This window comes from Devosia oryzisoli (assembly GCF_014837245.1).
GTDB lineage: Bacteria > Pseudomonadota > Alphaproteobacteria > Rhizobiales > Devosiaceae > Devosia > Devosia oryzisoli.
Map to the genome: position 1 here is coordinate 883013 of NZ_JACYFU010000002.1, position 19758 is coordinate 902770.

Below are 19758 nucleotides of genomic sequence, written 5' to 3' on the forward strand. Positions count from 1 at the left end.
CCCACCAGCGGACGGCGAATGGTTGTTGTCGTGCTGCCCAGCGGCAGGTCAGGCAAAGTGGCAGGCGGCCAGTTGCCCGCCTTCCACCACCTGCAATTCGGGTCGCACCCGGGCGCAAAGATCGAGTTGAGCCCGCGGGCATCGCGGATGGAAGGGGCAGCCGGACGGCAAGGCGATGGGGTTTGGCGCTTCGCCGACCACGCTTCCGGTGCGCACATGTTTTTGGCGCGGATCAAGCGCTGTGGAGAGCAGCATCTCGGTATAGGGGTGGCGCGGCGCCTGGTAGACCTGCGCGGTCGTGCCGCGTTCGACGATCCGGCCGGCGTACATCACCACGACCTCGTCGCAAAGATAACGCACGGTGGACAACTGGTGGGAAATGAACAGCAGCGTCAGGCCCATCGACTGCTGCAATTGATTGAGCAGGGCGAGGATCTGCGCCTGTACCGAAACGTCCAGCGCGGCCAGCGGCTCGTCGCAGACGAGCAGTTCGGGATCGGCCGCCAGGGCCCGGCCGATGACGACGCGCTGGCGCTGCCCGCCGGACAGTTCGTGCGGCAACCGCGTTGCCAGTTCGGGGTTGAGACCCACCTGTCCCAGAAGCGCATTGCGCCGCTCGGCCACATCGCCGCGGCTGCCTGACGCCAGGACCAGCGCCTCGTCGATCTGGGCGCTCACGCTCAGCCGCGCATCGAGGGCTGCGAGCGGATCCTGGAACACCATCTGGATCTTTCTTCGGCCCCGACGCACATGGCCGCGCGCGTCGCGCTGCGGCGTCCCCCTGATGAGCACCGTCCCCATCGAGGGCGGCACGAAACCCGCCGCGATCTTGGCCAGGGTGGATTTCCCGCAGCCGCTCTCACCCACGAGGCCCACGGAGTGGCCGACCCGGATGGCCAGGTCGATGTCGGAGACCGCCTGCAGGGTTGGCGGCTTGCCGAACGGCCGGCCGCCGGACAGCACATAGCGCTTCGATACCTGCTGGATTTCGAGCAAATTGGCTTCCGACATCAGACAGTCTCCTGCAGCGGATGGTAGCAGGCGACGCCCTGTGGGCCGGGCCCGGTGGACTGCATGGCCGGCATGGAGACGCGGCACGTCTCGGTCATGCGCGAGCAGCGCGGATGAAAGGGACAGCCGGACGGCGCGCGGCCCGGCATGGGCACATCGCCCGAGATGGCGCGGGGGGGCGCCTGGCCGATTTCGAGGGCGGGCAGACAATCGAGCAGCGCCCGGGTGTAGGGATGGTGCGGCGTCGAAAAGACGCCGGGAATATCCTGCACCTCGACCGTGCGGCCCGCATACATGACCACGACGCGGTCGCAGATTTCGGCCACCACGCCCAGATCATGGGTGATGAAGATGATCGAGAGCGAGGTCTGCGCCTGGATGGAGCGAAGCAGATCGAGGACCTGCAACTGCACCGTTGCGTCGAGCGCCGTCGTCGGCTCGTCGGCAATCAGAACCTCCGGCTCGGACGCCAGGGCAACCGCGATCATGACGCGCTGGCAGGTGCCGCCGGAAATTTCGTGCGGGTAGGCCCGGAGGCGGTCGCGAGGCGCCGGGATGCCGACCAGGGTCAGAAGTTCGATGGCCCTCGCCTCGGCAGCCGCTCTGGTCATGCCCAGATGCAGGCGGAGCGGCTCCATCAGTTGCGCGCCGATGGTCCGCACCGGGTTGAGGGCGGATTGAGGATCCTGGAAGATCATGCCGACCTTGCGGCCCCGAATGCGCTCGAGTTGCCTTTCTCCGACCCCGATCATCTCCTGGCCCGCCAGTCTGGCGCTGCCGGAAACCTTGAGCACACCTGGCAGCAAGCCCATGGTGGCCAGAAAGCTCACCGTCTTGCCGCAGCCACTTTCACCGACCACGCCAACGCATTCGCCGCGCGCCAGCGTGAGGTTCACGTCGTGGATGATCCTTGGCGCATCGGGGGCCGAGCCCAGGGCTACGGATAGGCCGTTTATTTCCAGCGCCAGATTTGGTTCGGCAGTCATTTCATCACTCAGCATAGACGGCCGGCTCCTCCCTGGGGACGGTCACGCCACGCTCCGCGCAAAGGCCGATGAAATCGTCGAACTTCTGTCGCTCCCGCACCAGCAGCGGGCCGGAGTAATTGAATTCCTGCAAATGCACGATCAGCGAGTTGGGGGTGACAAGTGCCACACCGTAGTGCGGCTCGGCATGCAGGCGCGCGGCCTTCGACAGCTTGAGATCGGTATAGGCCTGGTCCGTCATGGAGCGCAGCCCCGTGAAGGAAATGCCCTCGACGTTGCCCTGCAGCAGGATATGGCAGTGGCCGTGGAAGATGTGCCGGATCTTGTGGCGGTGCCTGGCCAGCGCCGCGTGGAACTGCGGCCAGTTGGTCAGCCCTTTTGCATCGAGTGCCGGCGCGTGGAGTTCGACCGGGTGGTGGTGCATGAACAGCAGCACCTCGTGCTCAGCGGCGGCGAGCGTTTCTTCCATCCACTCCAGCCGCTCGGGGCTGAGGCTGCCGGCGTGGGAGCCGATCCCCTGAGTATCGAGAAAAACCAGATCATAGCCGCCCAGGGTCTGACTGTACTGCACATAGGGCAAGGCAAAGGGATGCCGCTTGCCAAACACGGAAAAGAAATTGTCCCTGTTGTCGTGGTTGCCGATCATCAGAAAGACCGGAATCGGGACGGTTTCGAGCAGGGACTCGAGACGACGATAGGCCCCCTGCTCTCCCCAATTGGCCAGATCGCCGGTGATCACCAGGAAGTCTGCATCGGGGAAGAGCCCTAGAGAATGGGACAGCGCGCGCTGCGTGTTCGCATAAGTATCGTAGCCCGCCGGGCGTTCGCCATCGGCGGTCAGATGCAGGTCGGTCAGGTGGATAAACTTCAACGTATTCAAGGGCGAACATCCCGTGCTAAGGTCATGACAGGTACCGCCTCGATGTCGCGAGAGTGCTAAGAGCTATTAGCTCCACTAATTCTGCCATCATGGGATCGCGCTGATGAAGATCAACCTGCACCAGATCCTGGCCTTCAATGCTGCCGCCCGGCACCGCAGCTTTTCCAAGGCCGCCGAGGCGTTGGGCGTTACGCAGTCGAGCGTGACGCAAAACGTGGCCAAGTTCGAAGCCGTCGTCGGCGCCTATCTCCTGGAGCGGCGCCGGTCCGGGCTGGTGTTGACCCCTGCGGGACGCCGCATCCACCGCGTGACCGAAGAAATGGGCCTGCTGCAGATCCAGCTCGAAGAACGCGTCAATGAGTTCACCGGCCTCGAGCAGGGCCTGCTGCGCGTCGTCGGCACGGCAAGCAACCCAGCCCTTACCTATCTGCGCCGCTTCCGGGAGCGGCATCCCGGCGTGGATCTCACCTTCGAGAGCGCGAACTGGCGCAAATGCGAGGAAATCCTCAAGGAGCGGGAGGTCGACGTGGTGATCATGCCCGAGCCAGAAAACACAGAGAACCTCTATGTCTGGCCGATCGAGCACAGGCAGCACGTGGTGCTGATCCCGGACGATCACGCGCTCTCGGGGCGCAGGTCGATTTCCCTCAGGGACCTGGCCGAGCACCATATCGTGCTGCCGAGTTCGCGCTCCTTTGCCCGCTGGAGGCTGGAGACGGAAGCGGCCAATCTCGGCGTCACGTTGAAAAAGCTCATGGTGGTGAGCTCGACGGCGATGGCGGTGGAGGCGGTGTACCACGGCCTGGGCGTGACGGTGACCTCGCCGGACACGACGACGCTGGCCCAGAACCTCAAGAGCGTGATCCTCGAGGAACTCGCCGAGCCCTATCTGGTGGTGGCAGCGTGCAACGCCGACGCCCGCAACACCGGGACGGTGAAAGGGTTTTTCGATTGCATGGACTGACCTGGACATGACGGGGCCGCTCCTCATCGTGCCTGCGACAGCGGATCGAGCCGGTCGCGCAGCCAGTCGCCCAGGATGCTCATGGAGAGCGTCGTGAAGAAGATCGCCAGACCCGGGAGCACGGACAGCCACCACGCCTGCAGCAGGTAGTTGCGGCCCTCGCCGAGCATGAGGCCAAGGCTGGTGTCGGGCGGCTGGACGCCGAGCCCCAGGAAGCTGAGGCCGGTTTCGAGCAGGATGGTCGCCGGGAAGTTGAGCGTCAGCTGGACGATGATGGCGCTGGCAATGTTGGGCAGGACGTGGCGGGCATAGATGGTTGGCCAGCTCATCTCGAGGCCCTCGAGCGCCATGACATAGTTGCGCTGGCGGGCGGACAGCACCAGGCCGCGGGCGAGCCGCGTATAGACTTCCCAGCCGGCAAACCCGATCAGCACCAGGAAGACCACCATGCTGTTGCCGAGCACGGCCAGCACGAACATCACCAGGATGATAAAGGGTACGGCCGCCTGGAAATCCACCGCCGCCATGATGATCTGCTCGGTTGCGCCGCGGAAATGGGCGGCCGTGAAGCCGAGCGTGGTGCCGATGATGGCGCCGATCGCGGTGCCGATGGCGGCGATCAGCAGGCTCGTGCGCAGTGCATAGAGCAGGCGCGAGAAGGTATCGCGGCCCAACTCGTCGGTTCCCAGCCAGTTCGCCCAGGTGCCGCCAGCAAACACCGGCGGCTTGAGCCGCGCCAGGAGATTGGTGTGCAGCGGATCGAGCGGGGCAAGGAAATTGGCGAACACCGCGCAGAAGGCGATCAGCACCAGAAAGCTCACGGCAATGCGGGTAAGAACGGGCATCTTCATCGCGAACTCCTGCGCACGCGCGGGTCGAGCACGCCATAGAGCAGGTCCACCGCGAGGTTTGCGAGGATCATTGTGAGCGCGGTGGACAGGACGATGACCTGCACGACGGCGAGATCGCGCGACGCCACCGAAGCGGCCAGCAGGCGCCCTACGCCGGGCCAGGCAAACACCGTTTCGACGATGATGGCCCCGGCGATGAGATCGCCGAAGCGGAGCCCCAAAATTGTGACGATGGGGATCGATGCATTGGGCAGGGCGTGGACGATGGTGCGCCGGAACCCGGGAATGCCGCGCGCCCGGGCCGAGGCCACATAAGGCTGGTTCAGCACGTCCAGCATGCACGAGCGGGCAAAGCGGGCGATGGCCCCGGCGCTCGAGAGCGACAGCGTCGCCACCGGCATCACCAGATGTTGCCAGGTGCCAGACCCGAAGCTGGGCAGGAGATGCAGGTACAGCGAGAAAATCAGGATGAGCAGGATGCCGAGGAAAAAGTTGGGCATGGCGAAGCCGAGCACCGAAAGGCCCATCACGAACCGATCGTAGGCGCTGTGCTGGTTGACGGCGGCGATGATGCCCAGCGGCATGCCGATGAGGACGGCGCAGAGGAGGCTCATCAGGCCGAGCAGCAGGGTAGCGGGGACGCGCTCGAGAAACACGGCGGACGCCGGCTCGTAACTGCGGACGGAAAGGCCGAAATCCCCGCGGAGGGTGTCGGCGATATAGGTCAGGAACTGCTCCGGGAGCGGGCGATCATAGCCCCAGCGGGCCGCGATTTCGGCAACCTGTTCGGGCGTGGCATCCGGCCCTGCCAAGGCAGAGACCGGGTCGCCGGAAAACCGCATCATGATGAAAACCGCGACCGCGACGACGAACAGCGTCGCCAGCATGCGGACCGCACGCAACAAGAAGGAACCGAGCACGGGGAGCCTTTCCAATACGATATCCGGGCCGGCAACGCGCCGACCCGAAGGCGTCGTTCACTCAGTCGAACTTGAGATTGTAGGAGCGGAAGTCCATCGGCCAGAACGAATAGGGTTTCCACTCGATGCCGTTGCGGACGCCGTAGTACTCCATCGCCTGGAACAGCTCGATCTGCGGGCGCTCGTCGTCGAGAATGTCGAGGAGCTGCTCGTAGACCCCGATGCGCGCGTCATGATCGACCGTGGTCTCGAGCTTGCTGATGAGGTCGAGGAATTCAGGGGACGGATCCCAGCTGTAGCCCGCGGCATCGGAGCGGACGCGGATACCTTCCGGGCCGTAGATGTTGACCAGCGGATGGGTGATGTCGGGGATCTGCACGCCGTTGGAGTGGGCGAACATGTGCTTGCCCGGCGCCGTGACTTCGTCGAAGGTGTCGCGGATTTCGATCTTGACGTTGATGCCCGCTTCCTTCCACTGCTGCTGCAGCACCTGGGCAACCTGCTCGTAGTTGGCGTAGTAGCCGCCCTGGATGCGGAAGATCAGCTCTTCCCCGTTATAGTCGGACTTGGCCAGGAGTTCCTTGGCCTCTTCCAGGTCGTAGTGTTCGTTGGGACGGTCGGCGAGGTAATCTTCGCCATGGCTGACAAAATTGAAGTCGTGGGGGATGCGGTTCTGGCCGCCCCACAAGGCATCCACGATGGCTTCGCGATCGACGGCCCAGACCAGCGCCTGACGGAGATATTTGTCGTCCATCGGCGGTTCGAAGGTGTTGAGGGCAACCACGCGGGAATTGTCGATCACCACCGGCTTGACCGTCGCCACGCCCGAGCTGTCGATGAAGGCCTGCTGATCGGGCGTGATCGAGACGATCATGTCGAGCTCGCCGTTGAGCAGCCCGGTGATGCGGCCCGCTTCCTCGGGGATTTCGCGGAAGATGATCTCGCGCGCCGGCGGCAGTCCGCCCCAGTATTTGTCGTTGGACACCAGCCGCACATATTCGTCCGGCTTGTACTCTTCCAGCTTGTAGGGGCCGGTGCCGATGGGCTTGAGGTTGAAGCCCTCGATCCCCTGCTCGAGGAAGTAGGCCTTGGGCACCACCATGCCGAGCGGCGAAGTGAAGCGCGCCGGAAAGATCGGGTCGGGGGCCTTGGTGGTGAAGCTGACGGTATCCTCGTCCACCACGCTGACGTCGGTGAAGGTGCCGTAATAGGTGCTGCCGGCCTTGTAGATCCGATCCGGCCCCCACATCATCTGCTCGCCGAAGGAGAAGGCAACGTCTTCTGCCGTCATCGGCGTGCCATCCTGGAAGACGACATCGGTGCGGATATCCACCTCCCACTGGGTGTCGGAGACCTGGCGCCATGCGGTGGCGATGGATGGCACGAGTTCGGCTCCGGCGCCGCTCTCGTTCCCCCAATAGGCCCGCGAAATCAACTTGTCGAAAATGGATGCGGTTATGCGCTGGCCGGCGTTGGAAATGTTCAGGGACGGATCGAAACCGTCGGAAAGGCTTTGCACGCCGATCGTCAGGATCGGCCGATCATCCTGCGCAAGGACCGGGACGACAGTCGCCGTCGCCAGGGCGACGACGGTTGCCGTCGCCGTAATAAACTTGTTCATCGTTCCTCCTTCCAGGCCTTTACATCAGCCCTTGGTGCCTGAAGCTAAAAGAGGAAGGTCACCTCGGCGTGACGGCTTATTAGAAACTCTAATAGTCAGATGGACTCTTGCCCCCATCGCGCAGTCCAAGTGCCATATCCGGCCGATCGGTCGACACATGCCGGACATTTCGAGACAGCCAATAGTGCAGTCTTGCCGGCTTGTTGTTCACCGCGACGGCGAGACGATCCGGCGGCATCAGCCGAAAAGCGATTTCCTCGTTCAGGGCGAACATGTCCTCCTGGAGGGCGGCAATGGCACCGGGAATGGCGGAGAGCCTCTGCAGCGCGTTTTCCAGCCCGCCCTGGAAATCCGCCTGCGGGCGCCAGAGGCAGGCCTGCAGCCCGATCTCTGACGAGAGCCGCCGGGTCCGCTCCAGGCATTGCGGCACGAAACTCAGGATCATTGCGCGATTGACGAGGTTGCGCCGGGCCAGGGCGTCCAGCACCAGCCTTTCGACTTCGGGATAAGGAGAGCTGTCGAAATTGGTCTTGATCTCGATGGCTAACTCGATCGCAGTCGGCGCCAAGCTATCGAGAACCATGTCGAGCGTGGGGATGGTCTCATCCGTGTCGCGCAGCTTGATGGCGCGCAGTTCGTCCGCTGTATGACGGCTCAGCGGACCGGTCCCATGGCTGGTGCGGTCGAGCATCCCGTCATGCATGACAAAGGGCACCCCATCGGCACTGAGGTGCACGTCGAATTCCACGATATCGACACCTAGGTCCACGGCATTGAGAAAACCCTGCAGGGTATTTTCCGGCCAGAGGTCCCGCGCGCCGCGATGGCCAAGGATTTTTACCACGGTTCAGCCCTCACATGTGAGTTTGCGTCGTTGAGAAAACGGTCGGCGAATAGCGACATCGGCTGCGGAGAGCACACGGCGCAGCCCACATTCCTCGCGGCTTCCGCGTGGCGTCAGTGAGAGCTCCCATGCAGGCTTTGCCATTGCCAGACAGCCCTCGCGACGTTATGAATAACTCGATGTTAGCGCTACCATCGAGTAATGGTCAACATGGCTTCTCCCGGGAAACGCACGTCCCGATCAGGATCGAACAAAGTCCGCATCGAGGAAGTGGCTCGGCTCGCGGGCGTGTCGGCCATAACCGTGTCTCGCGCCCTGAACACGCCTCAGAAAGTCAACGAAGCAACGCGCAATGCGGTGCTGAAGGCCGTCGAAGACACCGGCTACATTCCCAATCGTCTCGCCGGCAGCCTCGCGTCCAATCGCAGCCGCACTGTCGGCGTGATCGTGCCGACCGTCACCAACTCGATCTTCGCGGACAAGATCAAGGGACTGAGCGACGTACTCTCCGAAGCCGGGTATCAAATTCTGCTTGGGCAGAGCGGGTATTCTCCCGAGGTCGAAGCGGAGTTGGTGTCGGCGCTCCTGGCGCAGAGCCCCAGCGGCCTTGTCATCACCGGCAGCGCCCACGCCTTACGGACGCACACCCTGTTGGGACGCGCAGACATCCCCGTGGTCGAGACCTGGACCAACGCCGAGGCACCGGTGGACATGCAGGTGGGGTTCTCGAACGAGGATGCGGCCTTTGCCGCAGTGGCTCACCTCGCCGCAGGGGGGTATCGCAGCCTTGCCCTCGTCGTGGCGCCGATGGTGCATAACGACCGCGCCCTCGGCCGCAAAAGAGGTTTCGACAGAGGCCTAGCGCACTTCGGCCTCCGCCAGACCCTGCCGCCCATCGAGGCCGAATTCAGCCTGCGCAATGGGGCGGATGCACTCGCCCGGGTCATCGAAGCGCAACCGCAGACCGACGCGATATTTTTTGCCAACGATGTCCTGGCGGCCGGTGCGCTGCTCGAATGCCGCCGCCGGAACGTCGCTGTGCCGGATCGGATCGGCATCATCGGTTTCGATGATCTCGAGATCGCCAGCGAGATGGTGCCCCGCCTCACCACTGTGGCCGTGCCCCGCTATGACATCGGCGCCAACGCGGCTCGCATGCTGTTGCGCCGTCTGGCCGGCGAGACCATCCAGCCGAAACTGACGCTCGACTTTGAAGTGGTGGCCCGGGAGTCGACCCGGCGAACTTGCGGTGACCGGGTTTGACCAGACAGATCAACCTCCACACTGCCCCAGGTTTGCGGGCGGCTGACGTCGCGTGTCGGACGCATAAGGAGCGCTCGTGACCCTTCGCATTCTCGTCATCACTGCCGACACTGCCTTCAACCTCAAGCTCTGCAAGGACCTGGAGGCGGACGGTCACGTGGTGGACGGCAGCAGCAGTGCGGAGGATGCAAAGCTCAGGATCCGCGAACTCCCGCCAGACCTCGCCGTGATTTCCTGGCACCTGCCGGACATGCCCGGCATCGAGCTCTGTCGCCAACTGCGCTTACGGCGCGAGTCGATGGAACTGCCCATCGTCATGCTGACCGACCGGACCGACGAAGCCGCACGGGTGCGCTGCCTCGAGACGGGCGCCGACGACGTTCTGACCATGCCGGTTTCAGCAGCCGAACTCCTGGCGCATATCAAGGCCGTCGTTCGGCGGCACAATCCGCAATTGATCGTGGATGCGCTGCGCGCCGGGGGCATCGAACTCAATCGCGTGACGCACCGAGTCAGCTCCAGGGGGCGCGAGCTCAAGCTTTCCTCGGTCGAATTCCGCCTCCTGATGAAGCTCATGGAAAACAGCGGCCGCATCCTGCCCCGCGCGCTTCTGCTCGATCACGTCTGGGGCTCTGACGTCTACATCAGCGAACGCACCGTCGACGTGCACATCGCCCGCCTGCGAAATTGCCTGCGCGACACTCCGGCGCGCAACGCCATCCAGACGGTCCGTGGCCTCGGCTATTCCTTCGTAAGCCCCTGAGGAGTGGGTAATGCTGGCAACGATTGATCTCTACCAGGTGCCCGCGGCGGTGCCGGTTCGCACGTCCTTCGGGGTGATGACCAGCCGACCCTCGCTGGTGCTGCGCATCGAGGACGATGGGGTGGTCGGGTTCGGCGAGGTCTGGTGCAATTTTCCGGCCGGCGGCGCGGAGCATCGGGCAGGCCTCCTTGAAACCGTCGTGCTGCCGCTCGCCGCCCAGAGCGGGCTGCTGGACCAGCCGGCAGCGCTCTGGACATGGCTGACCCGGCGGCTGCACGTGCTGGCGATCCAGTCGGGGGAGCCCGGCCCGTTCGCCCAATGTATCGCGGGCCTTGAATGTGCGCTGACGGATCTGGCCGCGCGGCGTGCCGGCCTGCCGCTGTCGCGGTTCCTGACCGACGGCGCGCGAGACCGGGTGGCGGTCTATGCCAGCGGCATCAACCCCGAGAACGCGCCCGATGACGCGGCGCAGGCCCTGGCCGACGGCTATGCGGCAAGCAAGATCAAGATCGGCTTTGACCCGCGGCGCGACCGGGAGAACCTCGAGGCGGCGCGCGCGCTGGTCGGCCCCGAGGCGCTGCTGATGGCGGATGCCAACCAGGCCTACGATCTGGCCGGCGCCCTCGCCGTCGCGCCCGTTATCGATGCGGCAGGCCTCTTCTGGTTCGAAGAGCCGCTGCCGCACGACGCCGCTGACGGTGATTGGCAGGCCCTTAAGCGCAACCTCCGGACACCGCTGGCGGCTGGCGAGAACTTTTCGCGGACCGAACAGTTCGACGCGTTGCCGTCGCGGCGCGGGCTTCATGTGCTGCAGCCCGATCTCGGGCGTTGGGGCGGTGTCGCGCGCCTCCTCGAGGTTGCGGCAAAGGCCGAAGCCGAGGACCGGCTTCTCTGTCCGCATTGGCTGGGCGGTGGCGTGGGCCTTTTGACTTCATGCCACGTCAAGGCAGCGAGCGGTGTCGCGAGCGGGTTCGTCGAGGTCGACTACAACGACAATCCGCTACGAAGCGAGGTTGCAGCGGACGTGCTCGGCACCCTGGACAGTGGCCAGGTGCATCTTCCCGAAAAGCCGGGCATCGGCATCGACGACAGCGCTTTTGGCGGCTTCAAGAGCTGTCTCGTCCGCTCGCGGGAAGTGAGGCTCTGATGCCGCACGGAGAAAACAGGGGCTACGATTACGTCATTGTGGGCTCCGGCTCTGCCGGTTCGCTGCTCGCCAACCGCCTGTCGCAAGACCCCCAAACGCGTGTTCTCGTGCTCGAGGCCGGGGGCCAGGATCGCAATCACTGGCTGAAACTGCCGGTGGGCTATTTCCGCACCATCTACGACGCCCGCTTTTCCCGCGTCTTCGACACCGAGCCCTCCGAAGGTTCGGGAAATCGCGCCATCGCCTGGCCGCGCGGGCGCATCGTCGGCGGCTCGAGCTCCATCAACGGCCTCATCTTCATCCGCGGCCAGGCGGACGACTTCGACGGCTGGGCCCAATCAGGTGCCATCGGCTGGTCCTATGCCGATGTGCTGCCGCATTTCCGGGCGCTCGAACGCTACTCCGGCGGGTCGGACAGCTATCGCGGCCGAACGGGTGAACTGCAGGTGTCGGACCTCCGCAACGCCAATCCCGCCTGTGCCGCATGGGTCGAGGCGGCGCAGCAATACGGCCTGCCGTACAATCCGGACTTCAACGGCGAAACGACCTATGGGGTCGGGTCCTATCAGCTGACGCTGGGCCGGCGGTTCCGGGCCAGTGCGGCCGCCTCGTTCCTGCGACCCGCGCTCAAGCGGGGCAATGTGGACCTCCTCACCGGGGCGCTGGTGAGCCGCGTGATCATCGAAGCGGGCAAGGCGGTGGGCGTGGAATATCTGGCCGGCAAGGAGCGCCATGTGGTGCGGGCCGACCGGGAGGTCATCCTGTCGGCAGGCACGATCCAGTCGCCACAGATTCTGCAACTTTCGGGCATCGGTCCGGCCGATCACCTGCGTAGCCTTGGCCTTCCCGTGCTGGTCGATGCGCCGGAGGTGGGCGAGAACCTGCAGGATCACTACCAGATGCGATTGATCGTGCGGCTCAATCGGAAGCTCTCGCTCAATGACGACGTCCGCAACGTTTTCAAGCTCGCGCGCATGGGGGCGCAATGGGTGTTGCAAGGCACCGGGCCGTTGACGGTGGGCGCCGGCCAGGTCGGCGGGGCGGCGTGCACGCCCTATGCCCATGGCGGCCGGCCCGACGTGCAGTTCAACGTCATGCCGCTTTCGGTGGACAAGCCCGGAACTCCCCTGCACCGCTATTCGGGCTTCACCGCCTCGGTCTACCAGTGCCACCCCGAGAGCCGGGGGCGCGTCAGCGTGACCAGCGCCGACCCGGCCGCGTCGCCACGCATCGAGCCGCGCTATTTCGAGCGCCGCATCGATCGACAGACCATCGTTGCCGGGGTCAAGATGCTGCGCGACATCCATGAGCAGCCAGCCTTCAAGGCCCTGTGGAGCGAAGAGGTCGTGCCCGGCTCGGCCGTTCGGAGCGACGAGCAGATCTGGGACGCCGTGCGCAGCATGGGCGGCACGGTTTTCCATCCCGTCGGCACCTGCCGCATGGGCACGGACAGTGCCTCGGTTCTCGATCCGCAACTGCGCGTCCGCGGTGTCGACGGTCTGCGCGTCATCGACGCCTCGGTGATGCCCAGGATCGTCTCGGCCAACAGCAATGCAGCGACCTTGATGGTAGCCGAGAAAGGCGCCTCGCTGGTTCTGGGGCGCGACGGCGCGGGCTGAGCGGGCCCGGCCATCGCATTGCCGCCATGGCGCGGCCACGCTAAGAGGCTGTGGATCGTCCATCCCGGCGGCGCCGAAACTACGGCATCCGCCGGCGCCAAATCGAAGGCGTATGAGCTTGTTCGGCACCGCCCTGAACACCAACGAGGCGCGCAACCGCAACCTTGCGGCGGTGCTGCAGGCCGTGCGGGACCGGCCCACGGCGTCGCGCAAGGAACTGGGCCGGCTGATGCCGTTCAGCCTGCAGACCATGACCAATGTGGTGCAGGAACTGATCGACATGGGGATGCTGCAGGAGGTCGATCGCCCGGCCAGCGGCAGTCGCGGCAACCCCCATCGCGGCCTGCAGGTGGTCGGCGGCGGCGGCTTCGTGCTGGCGGTCCAGTTCCGCTGGAACGCGTGCATCCTCGCCCTTGTCGACCTCGACCTCAACGTGCAGAGCCAGCGCACCATCGCCATCGACACCGCCGAGGATGACACCGAGGGCTATATGCGGGCGCTGTGCAACGCCGTCTCCCAGGCGCTGCAGGACGAGGCAGGCAAGGACATCTGGGCCGTCGCCGTCTCCGGCCCGCTTCCCATCGGGGTCCTCAACATGCCCCATAGCGCCATCGAATTTTCCCAGCGCCTCCCCGACCAGCGCTGGTTCAACCGGTTTGCGGGCGAATATACCTCGGCGATGCTGGGTGAACGCCTGGCCCGCGAATGCGGCACGCCGGTGTTCGTGTTCAACAATTCACAGGCTGCGGCATTGGCGGAGGCCCAGGTGAGGCCGCACGAATCGCGCTTCGTCTACATCCTGGCCGGCCTTGGCCTCGGGACATCGTTCATATCCTCGGGCGCAGTCAGCCGCGATGTCTGGAAGCATGGGGGCGAAATGGGTCACGTGGTTTATCGAGGCCAGACCCTCAGTGCGGTGCTGTCCGCATCCGGACTGCGTCGGTCCATCAATATCGATGCGGCCCATGGCGAGATGGAGCCGATCCTGGCCCGCATGGCCGAGGAGACACCGGAGCGCTTCGATCCGTGGCTGCATGAGGCCGGGCCGATCTTCCGGTTCCTGATCAATTTCCTCGAGGCTGCGCTTTGGCCCGATGGCATCGCCGTGTCCGGGTTCATCCCCACCCCGCTGATCGATCGGCTGATCGAGGCGGCGATGCCGCTGCAGGGCTCGGTCGTGCTGCCGGCAGACGATCCGCGCCGGATCATGCCGCGCCTCTATCGGGCAAGACACGGCGCCGAGGCCATTCCTTTCGGAGCCGCCTGCGGCGTCCTGAGCTACCGGGCCAACCCGGACCTTGTTGCGCTGATTGCTGCCCGTCGGAGCTGACTCTCCAGAACGGAGATAGCCGAAGCATTTTCCCCCGCTTTTAGGGATGTTCGTTGGCCCTCCCTGATTGACAGCGTCTTCCGAGCAGATATGATCAAGAAACTTTATCAAATGTCCTATCTGGGAGGAAACGGGATGGGCGATGCAGCAGTGAGCGGTTCTCCGAAGATTTCCCGTCGGCATGTCCTGGGTGGTACCGCGGCCCTCGCGGGCCTTGCGACCTTCGGCATGCCGGTGGCCTTTGCGCAGGGTGGCGGCGGCACGCTCCGTCTCGCCCAGGGTGCCGATGCGCAACCCAAGAACATTCTGGCAGGCCGAGCCGGCAATAACAGCTGGCGCCATCAGGTGTTCGACGCGCTGACCGTCCTCGACGGCGAGACCGGCGAGCCTGTTCCGGTCCTGGCGACCGACTGGGAATCGAGCGAGGATGGGCTGACCTTCAAGATCCGCATCCGCGAAGGCGTCACCTTTCACTCCGGCCGCCCCCTGACTGCCGACGACGTGGTGTTCACCCTCGAGCAGGTGAAGGTGCCTGAAAACGCCTCGCAGATGGCGCCGCTGGTGCGTGCCTATACCTCGATCACCGCCTCTGCCCCCAACGAGGTGACCATCACCAGCGAGACGCCCGTCGCCCCGCGGATTTTCGACGTGCTGCAGCTCGCCGTCATCCTCGACAAGGATACTTTTGCGGGTCTCGCGGACGGATCGCAGGTCGTGGGCACCGGCCCCTTCAAGTGGGTGGAATGGATCCCCGGCGCCAGCCTGCGGCTCGAGCGGAACGAGGCCTACTGGAGCGAAACGCCCGTAGCCTTGGACGGGGTGGAAATATCGATCATCACCGACTCGACAGCCATGGCCAACGCAATGCGTGGTCGCGTCGACCTCGTGCTCGCCATGACCCCGCGCGACGCCATCATGTTCCGCGGCAATCCCAATGTAGAACTCATCGAAGCGCCTGGCGCCCAGATTTTTCCCCTGGGTCTCAACGTCACGGCCGCGCCGCTCGACAGCAAGGAGTTGCGCCAGGCTATCGGCTTCGCGATCGATCGCCAGCGGATCATCGACCAGGTCTTCAACGGTGTCGGCACGCCCAGTTGCCTGTGGTGGCGCTCGAACGAGCCAGGCACCACGGAGGAGATGGTCAACCACTATCACTACGACCCCGAGAAAGCCCGCGAACTGATCGCCAGGGCCGGGGCGGAAGGCGCCGAAATCAACATCTCGGTCATCGGCCTGGCACCCGTGCCCGCAATCTACGAGATCGTGCAGAACAATCTTCGCGAGGTTGGCCTCAACCCCGTCGGCACCGTCCTCGAGACCGCGGCCTTCGACCAGGGACAGACCGCCGGCGATCTCGGCCAGGCCTTCCAGCAGATCCACGGCCTGCAGGGCTTTTCCGCTGCCACGCTGGTCGATGCCCTGCCCGCCCTCCGGGATACCAATCCGTCCAAGTTCGCCCCCGAGCGTTATCGCCAGCTCAAGGATGCCCTCCAGAGCGCGCAGGGCGAGGCCTATGCGCCGGCGCTGGCCGAGCTTGGCGAATTCATGCTCGACGAGGCGTTCAGCCACATCCTCCTCCAGACGCCGCCGCTGCACGCCAAGACGCCGCAGTTGCAGGGCGTCGTGTGGGATAATGTGGGCTTCCTCCATCTCGATGCGGCAAGCCTGAACGGATAGTCATGCTCGCATTTCTTGCTCGAAGGCTGCCATCGGTGGCCTTCATGCTGCTGGCCACCTCGATCATCGCCTTCCTGCTTCCCAGGCTCGCAGGCGGTGATCCGGCTCAGACCATCGCCGGCGCTGACGCGACCGTCGACCAGGTGGAAGCCATCCGCCAGCAGCTCGGGCTCGACCAGCCCCTTCCCGCGCAGTATCTGGACTGGCTGTTCGGCCTTCTGCGCGGCGATCTGGGCACGTCTCTGATTACCAACCGCCCGGTGGGACAACTGATCCTGGCCCGCCTCGGCAGTACGCTGGAGCTGGCGTTGACCGCCAGCGTGCTGATGATCGCTTTTGGCATCGGTCTGGGTATTCTCGCCGGGTCGGTGCGCAAGGGGGCCGGGCGCTTCGGGCTCGACAGCGCCATCAGCGTGCTTCTCGCGACGCCACCGCACGTCACGGGGCTTATCCTCATCCTCGTGTTCGGGATCACCTTCAACATGCTGCCGATCAGCGGCGAAGTCTCGATCCTGCGCGACCCGGTGACCGGGTTCTCGCTGCTGCTCATGCCGGCTCTCGCCCTGGCGTTGCCGCAGGCGGCGATGATCGCCCGGCTCATCCAGGCCCGCATGATGCAGATCCGGCAGGAAGAGTTCGTCGATTTTGCCCGCGCCAAGGGCGTGCCGCGCTCGCAGATCGTGCTGAGCCATATCCTGCGCAACAGCATGGGCACGGCCGTCGTCGCCACCGGCATCCGCATCGGAGAACTGCTGGCGGGGGCCGTGGTGATCGAGGCGATCTTTGCGCGCAACGGCTTGGGACTGATGGCTGTCGATGCCGTCACCTCGCGCGACTATCAGGTCGTGCAGATCGTCGTGCTCGGCGCCGTCGTCATCGCCGTGCTGACGCACCTCTTTTCCGAAATCCTGCTTGCCGCGCTCGATCCGCGCATACGGCTGGAGTAGCGGCATGACCATGTCCCAGACACCAGTGCCGGCGCGGCGACCAGTCCTCAACGAGGGCGTGGCGCGCTATCTCCGCGCCCTTGCCCAGCCGCAGGGACTTGTCGGCTGCGGCCTGCTGCTCCTGCTGATCGCTGCCGCGCTCCTGGCGCCGGTGGTCTTTCCCGGTGGCGTCGACCAGCAGAGCCGCGACAGCTTCCTGCCCCCCTCGCCTGCCCATCCCTTCGGCACCGATGAACTGGGCCGCGACATCTTCGTGCGCTGCATCTATGCCCTGCAGGTGTCGGTCAGCCTCGTCATCGTCTCCGTGCCCATCGCGGCCGTTGCCGGAACGCTCATGGGGCTTTCGGGCGCCGTCTCGCGGCTGCTTGGCGAAGGGTTTCAGCGCCTCTTCGACATCATCCTCGGGTTTCCGAGCCTGGTCCTGGGCATCTGCATCGTCATCATCATCGGGCCCGGCTGGCTGTCGCTGGTCGTCACCATCGTCATTTTCTCGCTGCCCCAGTTCGGACGTCTGGCCCGCGGCGCGCTGCTCAGCGAAGAGGGGCGGGAATATGTGCTGGCCGCGCGGGTCCTCGGCGTTTCGAAGGGCAAGATCATGCTCCGGCACATCCTGCCCAACGCGCTCGATCCGATCTTCGTGCAGGTCTCGCTCTCGATGATCGCCGGAATTTTCATCGAGGCAGCGCTGTCGATCGTCGGGCTCGGCATCCAGCCGCCGACGCCGTCCTTGGGTACGCTGCTCAACGTTGGCATCCGCTACGTCTATGTGCAGCCCATGTATACGGCCGGCCCGATCATCATGCTGCTGCTGCTCGCGCTGGCCTTCAACCTCATCGCCGATGCGCTGAATGCGCAGGCGCTCAAGACCCGGGGCGAGTGATGCGGTCATCCACGCCATTGATCGAAGTGCAGAACCTGCGCACTGCCTTTGCGTTCGGCAGCAGGACCGTGCCGGCCCTGCACGACGTGTCGTTCGAGGCCTCTCCGGGCCGCGTCCTCGGCATCGTTGGGGAATCGGGATCAGGGAAGTCCCTGACCGCCCGCGCCATCATGCGGATGCTGCCCGAAAACGCCTCTGTCGAGGCGGGTGAAGCCCGCTTCGATGGTCGCAACCTGCTCGAGCTGGACGAGAACGCCATGCGGGCCATCCGGGGCGCCGAAATCGCCATGGTGTTTCAGGATCCGCAGACGGCCCTCAACCCGGTCAAGACGGTCGGCTGGCAGATCGAGGAGGCGCTGATCGTTCACGGTGCGGCCAAGGCCGGTGCCCGCAGTCGCGCCATCGAGTTGCTGTCGATGGTCGGTATTCCCGAGCCGGAGCGGCGCATCGACGAGTTCCCGCATCAATTCTCCGGCGGCATGCGGCAGCGCGTGGTCATCGCCATCGCCATCGCCAATTCGGCGCGCCTGATCATCGCCGACGAGCCCACCACGGCGCTGGACGTCACCATCCAGGCTCAGGTGCTGAGGCTGCTGGTCGATCTCAAGCAGCGCCTGGGGATCGCCGTGATCCTCATCACCCATGACATGGGCGTGGTGGCCGAAATCTGCGACGATATCGTCGTCATGTATGCCGGGCGTGTCGTGGAAAGAGGCACGGTCGAGGCAGTCTTCGCCGATCCCCAGCACCCCTACACCCGGGACCTCCTCCATTCGATGCCACGCATCGATTCCGAGCGCCGCGCCGAATTGCCGACCATCCCGGGCGCCACCCCCGACCTGTCCCGGCTGCCTCCGGGCTGTCCGTTTCACCCCCGCTGCAGCCTGGCCGAAGATGTGTGCCGCACCAGCGTCCCGCCCCTGGCCGCGCTTCCCGGGCGCCCGGGCCGTCTCACCGCCTGCCACGTGGCACAGCGGCTGGGCGCGTTGCCGCCCCGGACCGCGGCCATCGAGGCCCCCGTTGCCGATCGCCAGTTCCACGACCAGGCGCCGATCCTCGTGGTCGAAGACCTGGTGGTGGAGTTTTCCAGGGGCGGGCTGTTCGGCCGCACGCCGCCGGTCAGGGCCGTCGACCATGTCAGCCTCGATCTCAGGCCTGGCGAAACGTTGGGCCTGGTCGGGGAATCGGGTTGCGGCAAGACCTCGCTGTCGCGCGCGCTCGTGGGATTGAACCCCATCTCCGCGGGCAAGGTCGAGGTCGACGGCATGGACGTCACCGGCTTTGACGCAGCCCAATCGGCCAAGGTGCGCGAGCAGGTCCAGTATGTCTTCCAGGACCCTTATGCCTCGCTCAACCCGCGTCTCACCATCCGGCAGATCCTCTCCGAAGCGCTCGAGCAACGCGGCGTTGCGCGCGGGGCGCGCGAGGCGGAAGCGGCGCGCCTTCTGGACATGGTCGGCCTCGATCCGAGCTATCTCGAGCGCTATCCCAAGGCCTTTTCGGGCGGACAGCGCCAGCGCATCGGCATTGCACGGGCGCTGGCGGTGGAGCCTCGCCTTCTCATTTGCGACGAGCCGGTCTCTGCCCTCGACGTCTCGATCCAGGCCCAGGTCATCAATATCCTCGCAGAACTGCGCGACCGGCTTGGCCTCGGCATCCTCTTCATTGCCCACGACCTGTCGGTCGTCCGGCACCTCAGCGACCGGGTCGCGGTGATGTATCTGGGCCGCATCGTCGAAACCGGGCCGGCGGCGGAAGTCTATGCCCGTCCGCGCCACCCCTATACGGCGGTCCTGTTGTCCTCGACGCCGCGCCCGGTTCCGGATGCGGACGCGATGAGCCGCAAGATCGTGCTCGGTGGGGACATGCCCAGTCCACGCAATCCGCCATCCGGCTGCCGCTTCCGCACCCGGTGTCCAATCGGCCCGCTGTACCACCCCGATCGGCAGATCTGTGTCAGCGACGAACCGGCGCTATCGGGCGCCGGCGCCCAGAAAGCCGCCTGCCACTTCCCAGACGAGGCGGCGGGCCTTGTTCCTTCATCCTCCCCCTAGG

17 protein-coding genes are annotated in these 19758 nt (G+C 65.2%); 10 read left to right on the forward strand and 7 right to left on the reverse strand.

All coding sequences use genetic code 11. The features are described from left to right. Positions 1-48: 48 nt before the first annotated feature. The 3 genes from IC608_RS10825 to IC608_RS10835 are packed head-to-tail and all read right to left on the reverse strand — an operon-like array spanning position 49 to position 2877. The gene (locus IC608_RS10825; RefSeq protein WP_191775218.1) at positions 49-1011 is read right to left on the reverse strand and encodes an oligopeptide/dipeptide ABC transporter ATP-binding protein; all 963 of its coding nucleotides are present in this window, start codon (positions 1009-1011) and stop codon (positions 49-51) included. Beyond that, positions 1011-1997, reverse strand: coding sequence for an ABC transporter ATP-binding protein (locus tag IC608_RS10830; protein ID WP_248306287.1), 987 nt, complete (start codon positions 1995-1997; stop codon positions 1011-1013). The genes IC608_RS10825 and IC608_RS10830 overlap by 1 nt, the downstream gene beginning before the upstream one ends. Positions 1998-2001: 4 nt before the next feature. Continuing rightward, the gene (locus IC608_RS10835) at positions 2002-2877 is read right to left on the reverse strand and encodes a metallophosphoesterase (RefSeq protein WP_191775220.1); all 876 of its coding nucleotides are present in this window, start codon (positions 2875-2877) and stop codon (positions 2002-2004) included. A 103-nt stretch (positions 2878-2980) separates the two neighbouring features. Between IC608_RS10835 and IC608_RS10840 the strand changes: the two genes are divergently transcribed. Next, positions 2981-3841, forward strand: coding sequence for a LysR family transcriptional regulator (locus tag IC608_RS10840; RefSeq protein WP_191775221.1), 861 nt, complete (start codon positions 2981-2983; stop codon positions 3839-3841). A gap of 23 nt (positions 3842-3864) precedes the next feature. Here the strand turns inward: IC608_RS10840 and IC608_RS10845 are convergent, their stop codons facing one another. The 4 genes from IC608_RS10845 to IC608_RS10860 all read right to left on the reverse strand — a co-directional run bounded on the left by IC608_RS10845 (position 3865) and on the right by IC608_RS10860 (position 8077). Continuing rightward, positions 3865-4692, reverse strand: a complete 828-nt coding sequence (locus IC608_RS10845; RefSeq protein ID WP_191775222.1) for an ABC transporter permease — start codon at positions 4690-4692, stop codon at positions 3865-3867. Continuing rightward, positions 4689-5612: an ABC transporter permease gene (locus tag IC608_RS10850; RefSeq protein ID WP_345890881.1), complete on the reverse strand. Its 924-nt coding sequence runs from the start codon at positions 5610-5612 to the stop codon at positions 4689-4691. The genes IC608_RS10845 and IC608_RS10850 overlap by 4 nt, the downstream gene beginning before the upstream one ends. A 61-nt stretch (positions 5613-5673) precedes the next feature. Further along, the gene (locus IC608_RS10855; protein WP_191775223.1) at positions 5674-7233 is read right to left on the reverse strand and encodes an ABC transporter substrate-binding protein; all 1560 of its coding nucleotides are present in this window, start codon (positions 7231-7233) and stop codon (positions 5674-5676) included. Between the two features lie 88 nt (positions 7234-7321). Continuing rightward, on the reverse strand, positions 7322-8077 hold the full coding sequence (locus tag IC608_RS10860) for a glycerophosphodiester phosphodiesterase family protein (protein WP_191775224.1): 756 nt from the start codon (positions 8075-8077) through the stop codon (positions 7322-7324). 270 nt (positions 8078-8347) lie between these two features. On the opposite strand from IC608_RS10860, the gene IC608_RS10865 reads away from it, so the two are divergent. The 9 genes from IC608_RS10865 to IC608_RS10905 all read left to right on the forward strand — a co-directional run bounded on the left by IC608_RS10865 (position 8348) and on the right by IC608_RS10905 (position 19757). Then, the gene (locus tag IC608_RS10865) at positions 8348-9340 is read left to right on the forward strand and encodes a substrate-binding domain-containing protein (protein WP_191775225.1); all 993 of its coding nucleotides are present in this window, start codon (positions 8348-8350) and stop codon (positions 9338-9340) included. A 76-nt stretch (positions 9341-9416) separates the two neighbouring features. Further along, entirely contained in the window at positions 9417-10103 is a 687-nt protein-coding gene (locus tag IC608_RS18475) for a winged helix-turn-helix domain-containing protein (RefSeq protein WP_191775226.1), read from the forward strand. A gap of 10 nt (positions 10104-10113) precedes the next feature. Continuing rightward, positions 10114-11250: a mandelate racemase/muconate lactonizing enzyme family protein gene (locus tag IC608_RS10875; protein WP_191775227.1), complete on the forward strand. Its 1137-nt coding sequence runs from the start codon at positions 10114-10116 to the stop codon at positions 11248-11250. Then, positions 11250-12869 (forward strand): GMC family oxidoreductase, encoded by a 1620-nt coding sequence (locus IC608_RS10880; RefSeq protein WP_191775228.1) that lies wholly within the window; start codon positions 11250-11252, stop codon positions 12867-12869. Before IC608_RS10875 ends, IC608_RS10880 begins: the two co-directional genes overlap by 1 nt. Positions 12870-12981: 112 nt before the next feature. Further along, positions 12982-14199 (forward strand): ROK family protein, encoded by a 1218-nt coding sequence (locus tag IC608_RS10885; protein WP_210316293.1) that lies wholly within the window; start codon positions 12982-12984, stop codon positions 14197-14199. Positions 14200-14289: 90 nt separating this feature from the next. Further along, complete coding sequence (locus IC608_RS10890; RefSeq protein ID WP_191775232.1) at positions 14290-15876, forward strand: ABC transporter substrate-binding protein; 1587 nt, start codon at positions 14290-14292, stop codon at positions 15874-15876. A 2-nt stretch (positions 15877-15878) separates the two neighbouring features. After that, positions 15879-16823 (forward strand): ABC transporter permease, encoded by a 945-nt coding sequence (locus IC608_RS10895; protein ID WP_191775234.1) that lies wholly within the window; start codon positions 15879-15881, stop codon positions 16821-16823. Positions 16824-16827: 4 nt separating this feature from the next. Beyond that, complete coding sequence (locus IC608_RS10900) at positions 16828-17703, forward strand: ABC transporter permease (RefSeq protein WP_191775236.1); 876 nt, start codon at positions 16828-16830, stop codon at positions 17701-17703. Further along, entirely contained in the window at positions 17703-19757 is a 2055-nt protein-coding gene (locus IC608_RS10905) for an ABC transporter ATP-binding protein (RefSeq protein WP_191775238.1), read from the forward strand. Before IC608_RS10900 ends, IC608_RS10905 begins: the two co-directional genes overlap by 1 nt. The last annotated feature ends 1 nt before the right edge of the window (position 19758 follow it).

What these genes read in the sequence shown, in the direction of transcription:
- IC608_RS10885 (WP_210316293.1), top strand. Translation starts at nt 12,982, where the DNA reads ATGAGCTTGTTCGGCACCGCCCTGAACACCAACGAGGCGCGCAACCGC.
- IC608_RS10905 (WP_191775238.1), top strand. Translation starts at nt 17,703, where the DNA reads ATGCGGTCATCCACGCCATTGATCGAAGTGCAGAACCTGCGCACTGCC.
- IC608_RS10855 (WP_191775223.1), bottom strand. Translation starts at nt 7,233, where the DNA reads ATGAACAAGTTTATTACGGCGACGGCAACCGTCGTCGCCCTGGCGACG.
- IC608_RS10830 (WP_248306287.1), bottom strand. Translation starts at nt 1,997, where the DNA reads ATGACTGCCGAACCAAATCTGGCGCTGGAAATAAACGGCCTATCCGTA.
- IC608_RS10825 (WP_191775218.1), bottom strand. Translation starts at nt 1,011, where the DNA reads ATGTCGGAAGCCAATTTGCTCGAAATCCAGCAGGTATCGAAGCGCTAT.
- IC608_RS10900 (WP_191775236.1), top strand. Translation starts at nt 16,828, where the DNA reads ATGACCATGTCCCAGACACCAGTGCCGGCGCGGCGACCAGTCCTCAAC.
- IC608_RS10845 (WP_191775222.1), bottom strand. Translation starts at nt 4,692, where the DNA reads ATGAAGATGCCCGTTCTTACCCGCATTGCCGTGAGCTTTCTGGTGCTG.
- IC608_RS10840 (WP_191775221.1), top strand. Translation starts at nt 2,981, where the DNA reads ATGAAGATCAACCTGCACCAGATCCTGGCCTTCAATGCTGCCGCCCGG.
- IC608_RS10880 (WP_191775228.1), top strand. Translation starts at nt 11,250, where the DNA reads ATGCCGCACGGAGAAAACAGGGGCTACGATTACGTCATTGTGGGCTCC.
- IC608_RS10890 (WP_191775232.1), top strand. Translation starts at nt 14,290, where the DNA reads ATGATCAAGAAACTTTATCAAATGTCCTATCTGGGAGGAAACGGGATG.
- IC608_RS10875 (WP_191775227.1), top strand. Translation starts at nt 10,114, where the DNA reads ATGCTGGCAACGATTGATCTCTACCAGGTGCCCGCGGCGGTGCCGGTT.
- IC608_RS10895 (WP_191775234.1), top strand. Translation starts at nt 15,879, where the DNA reads ATGCTCGCATTTCTTGCTCGAAGGCTGCCATCGGTGGCCTTCATGCTG.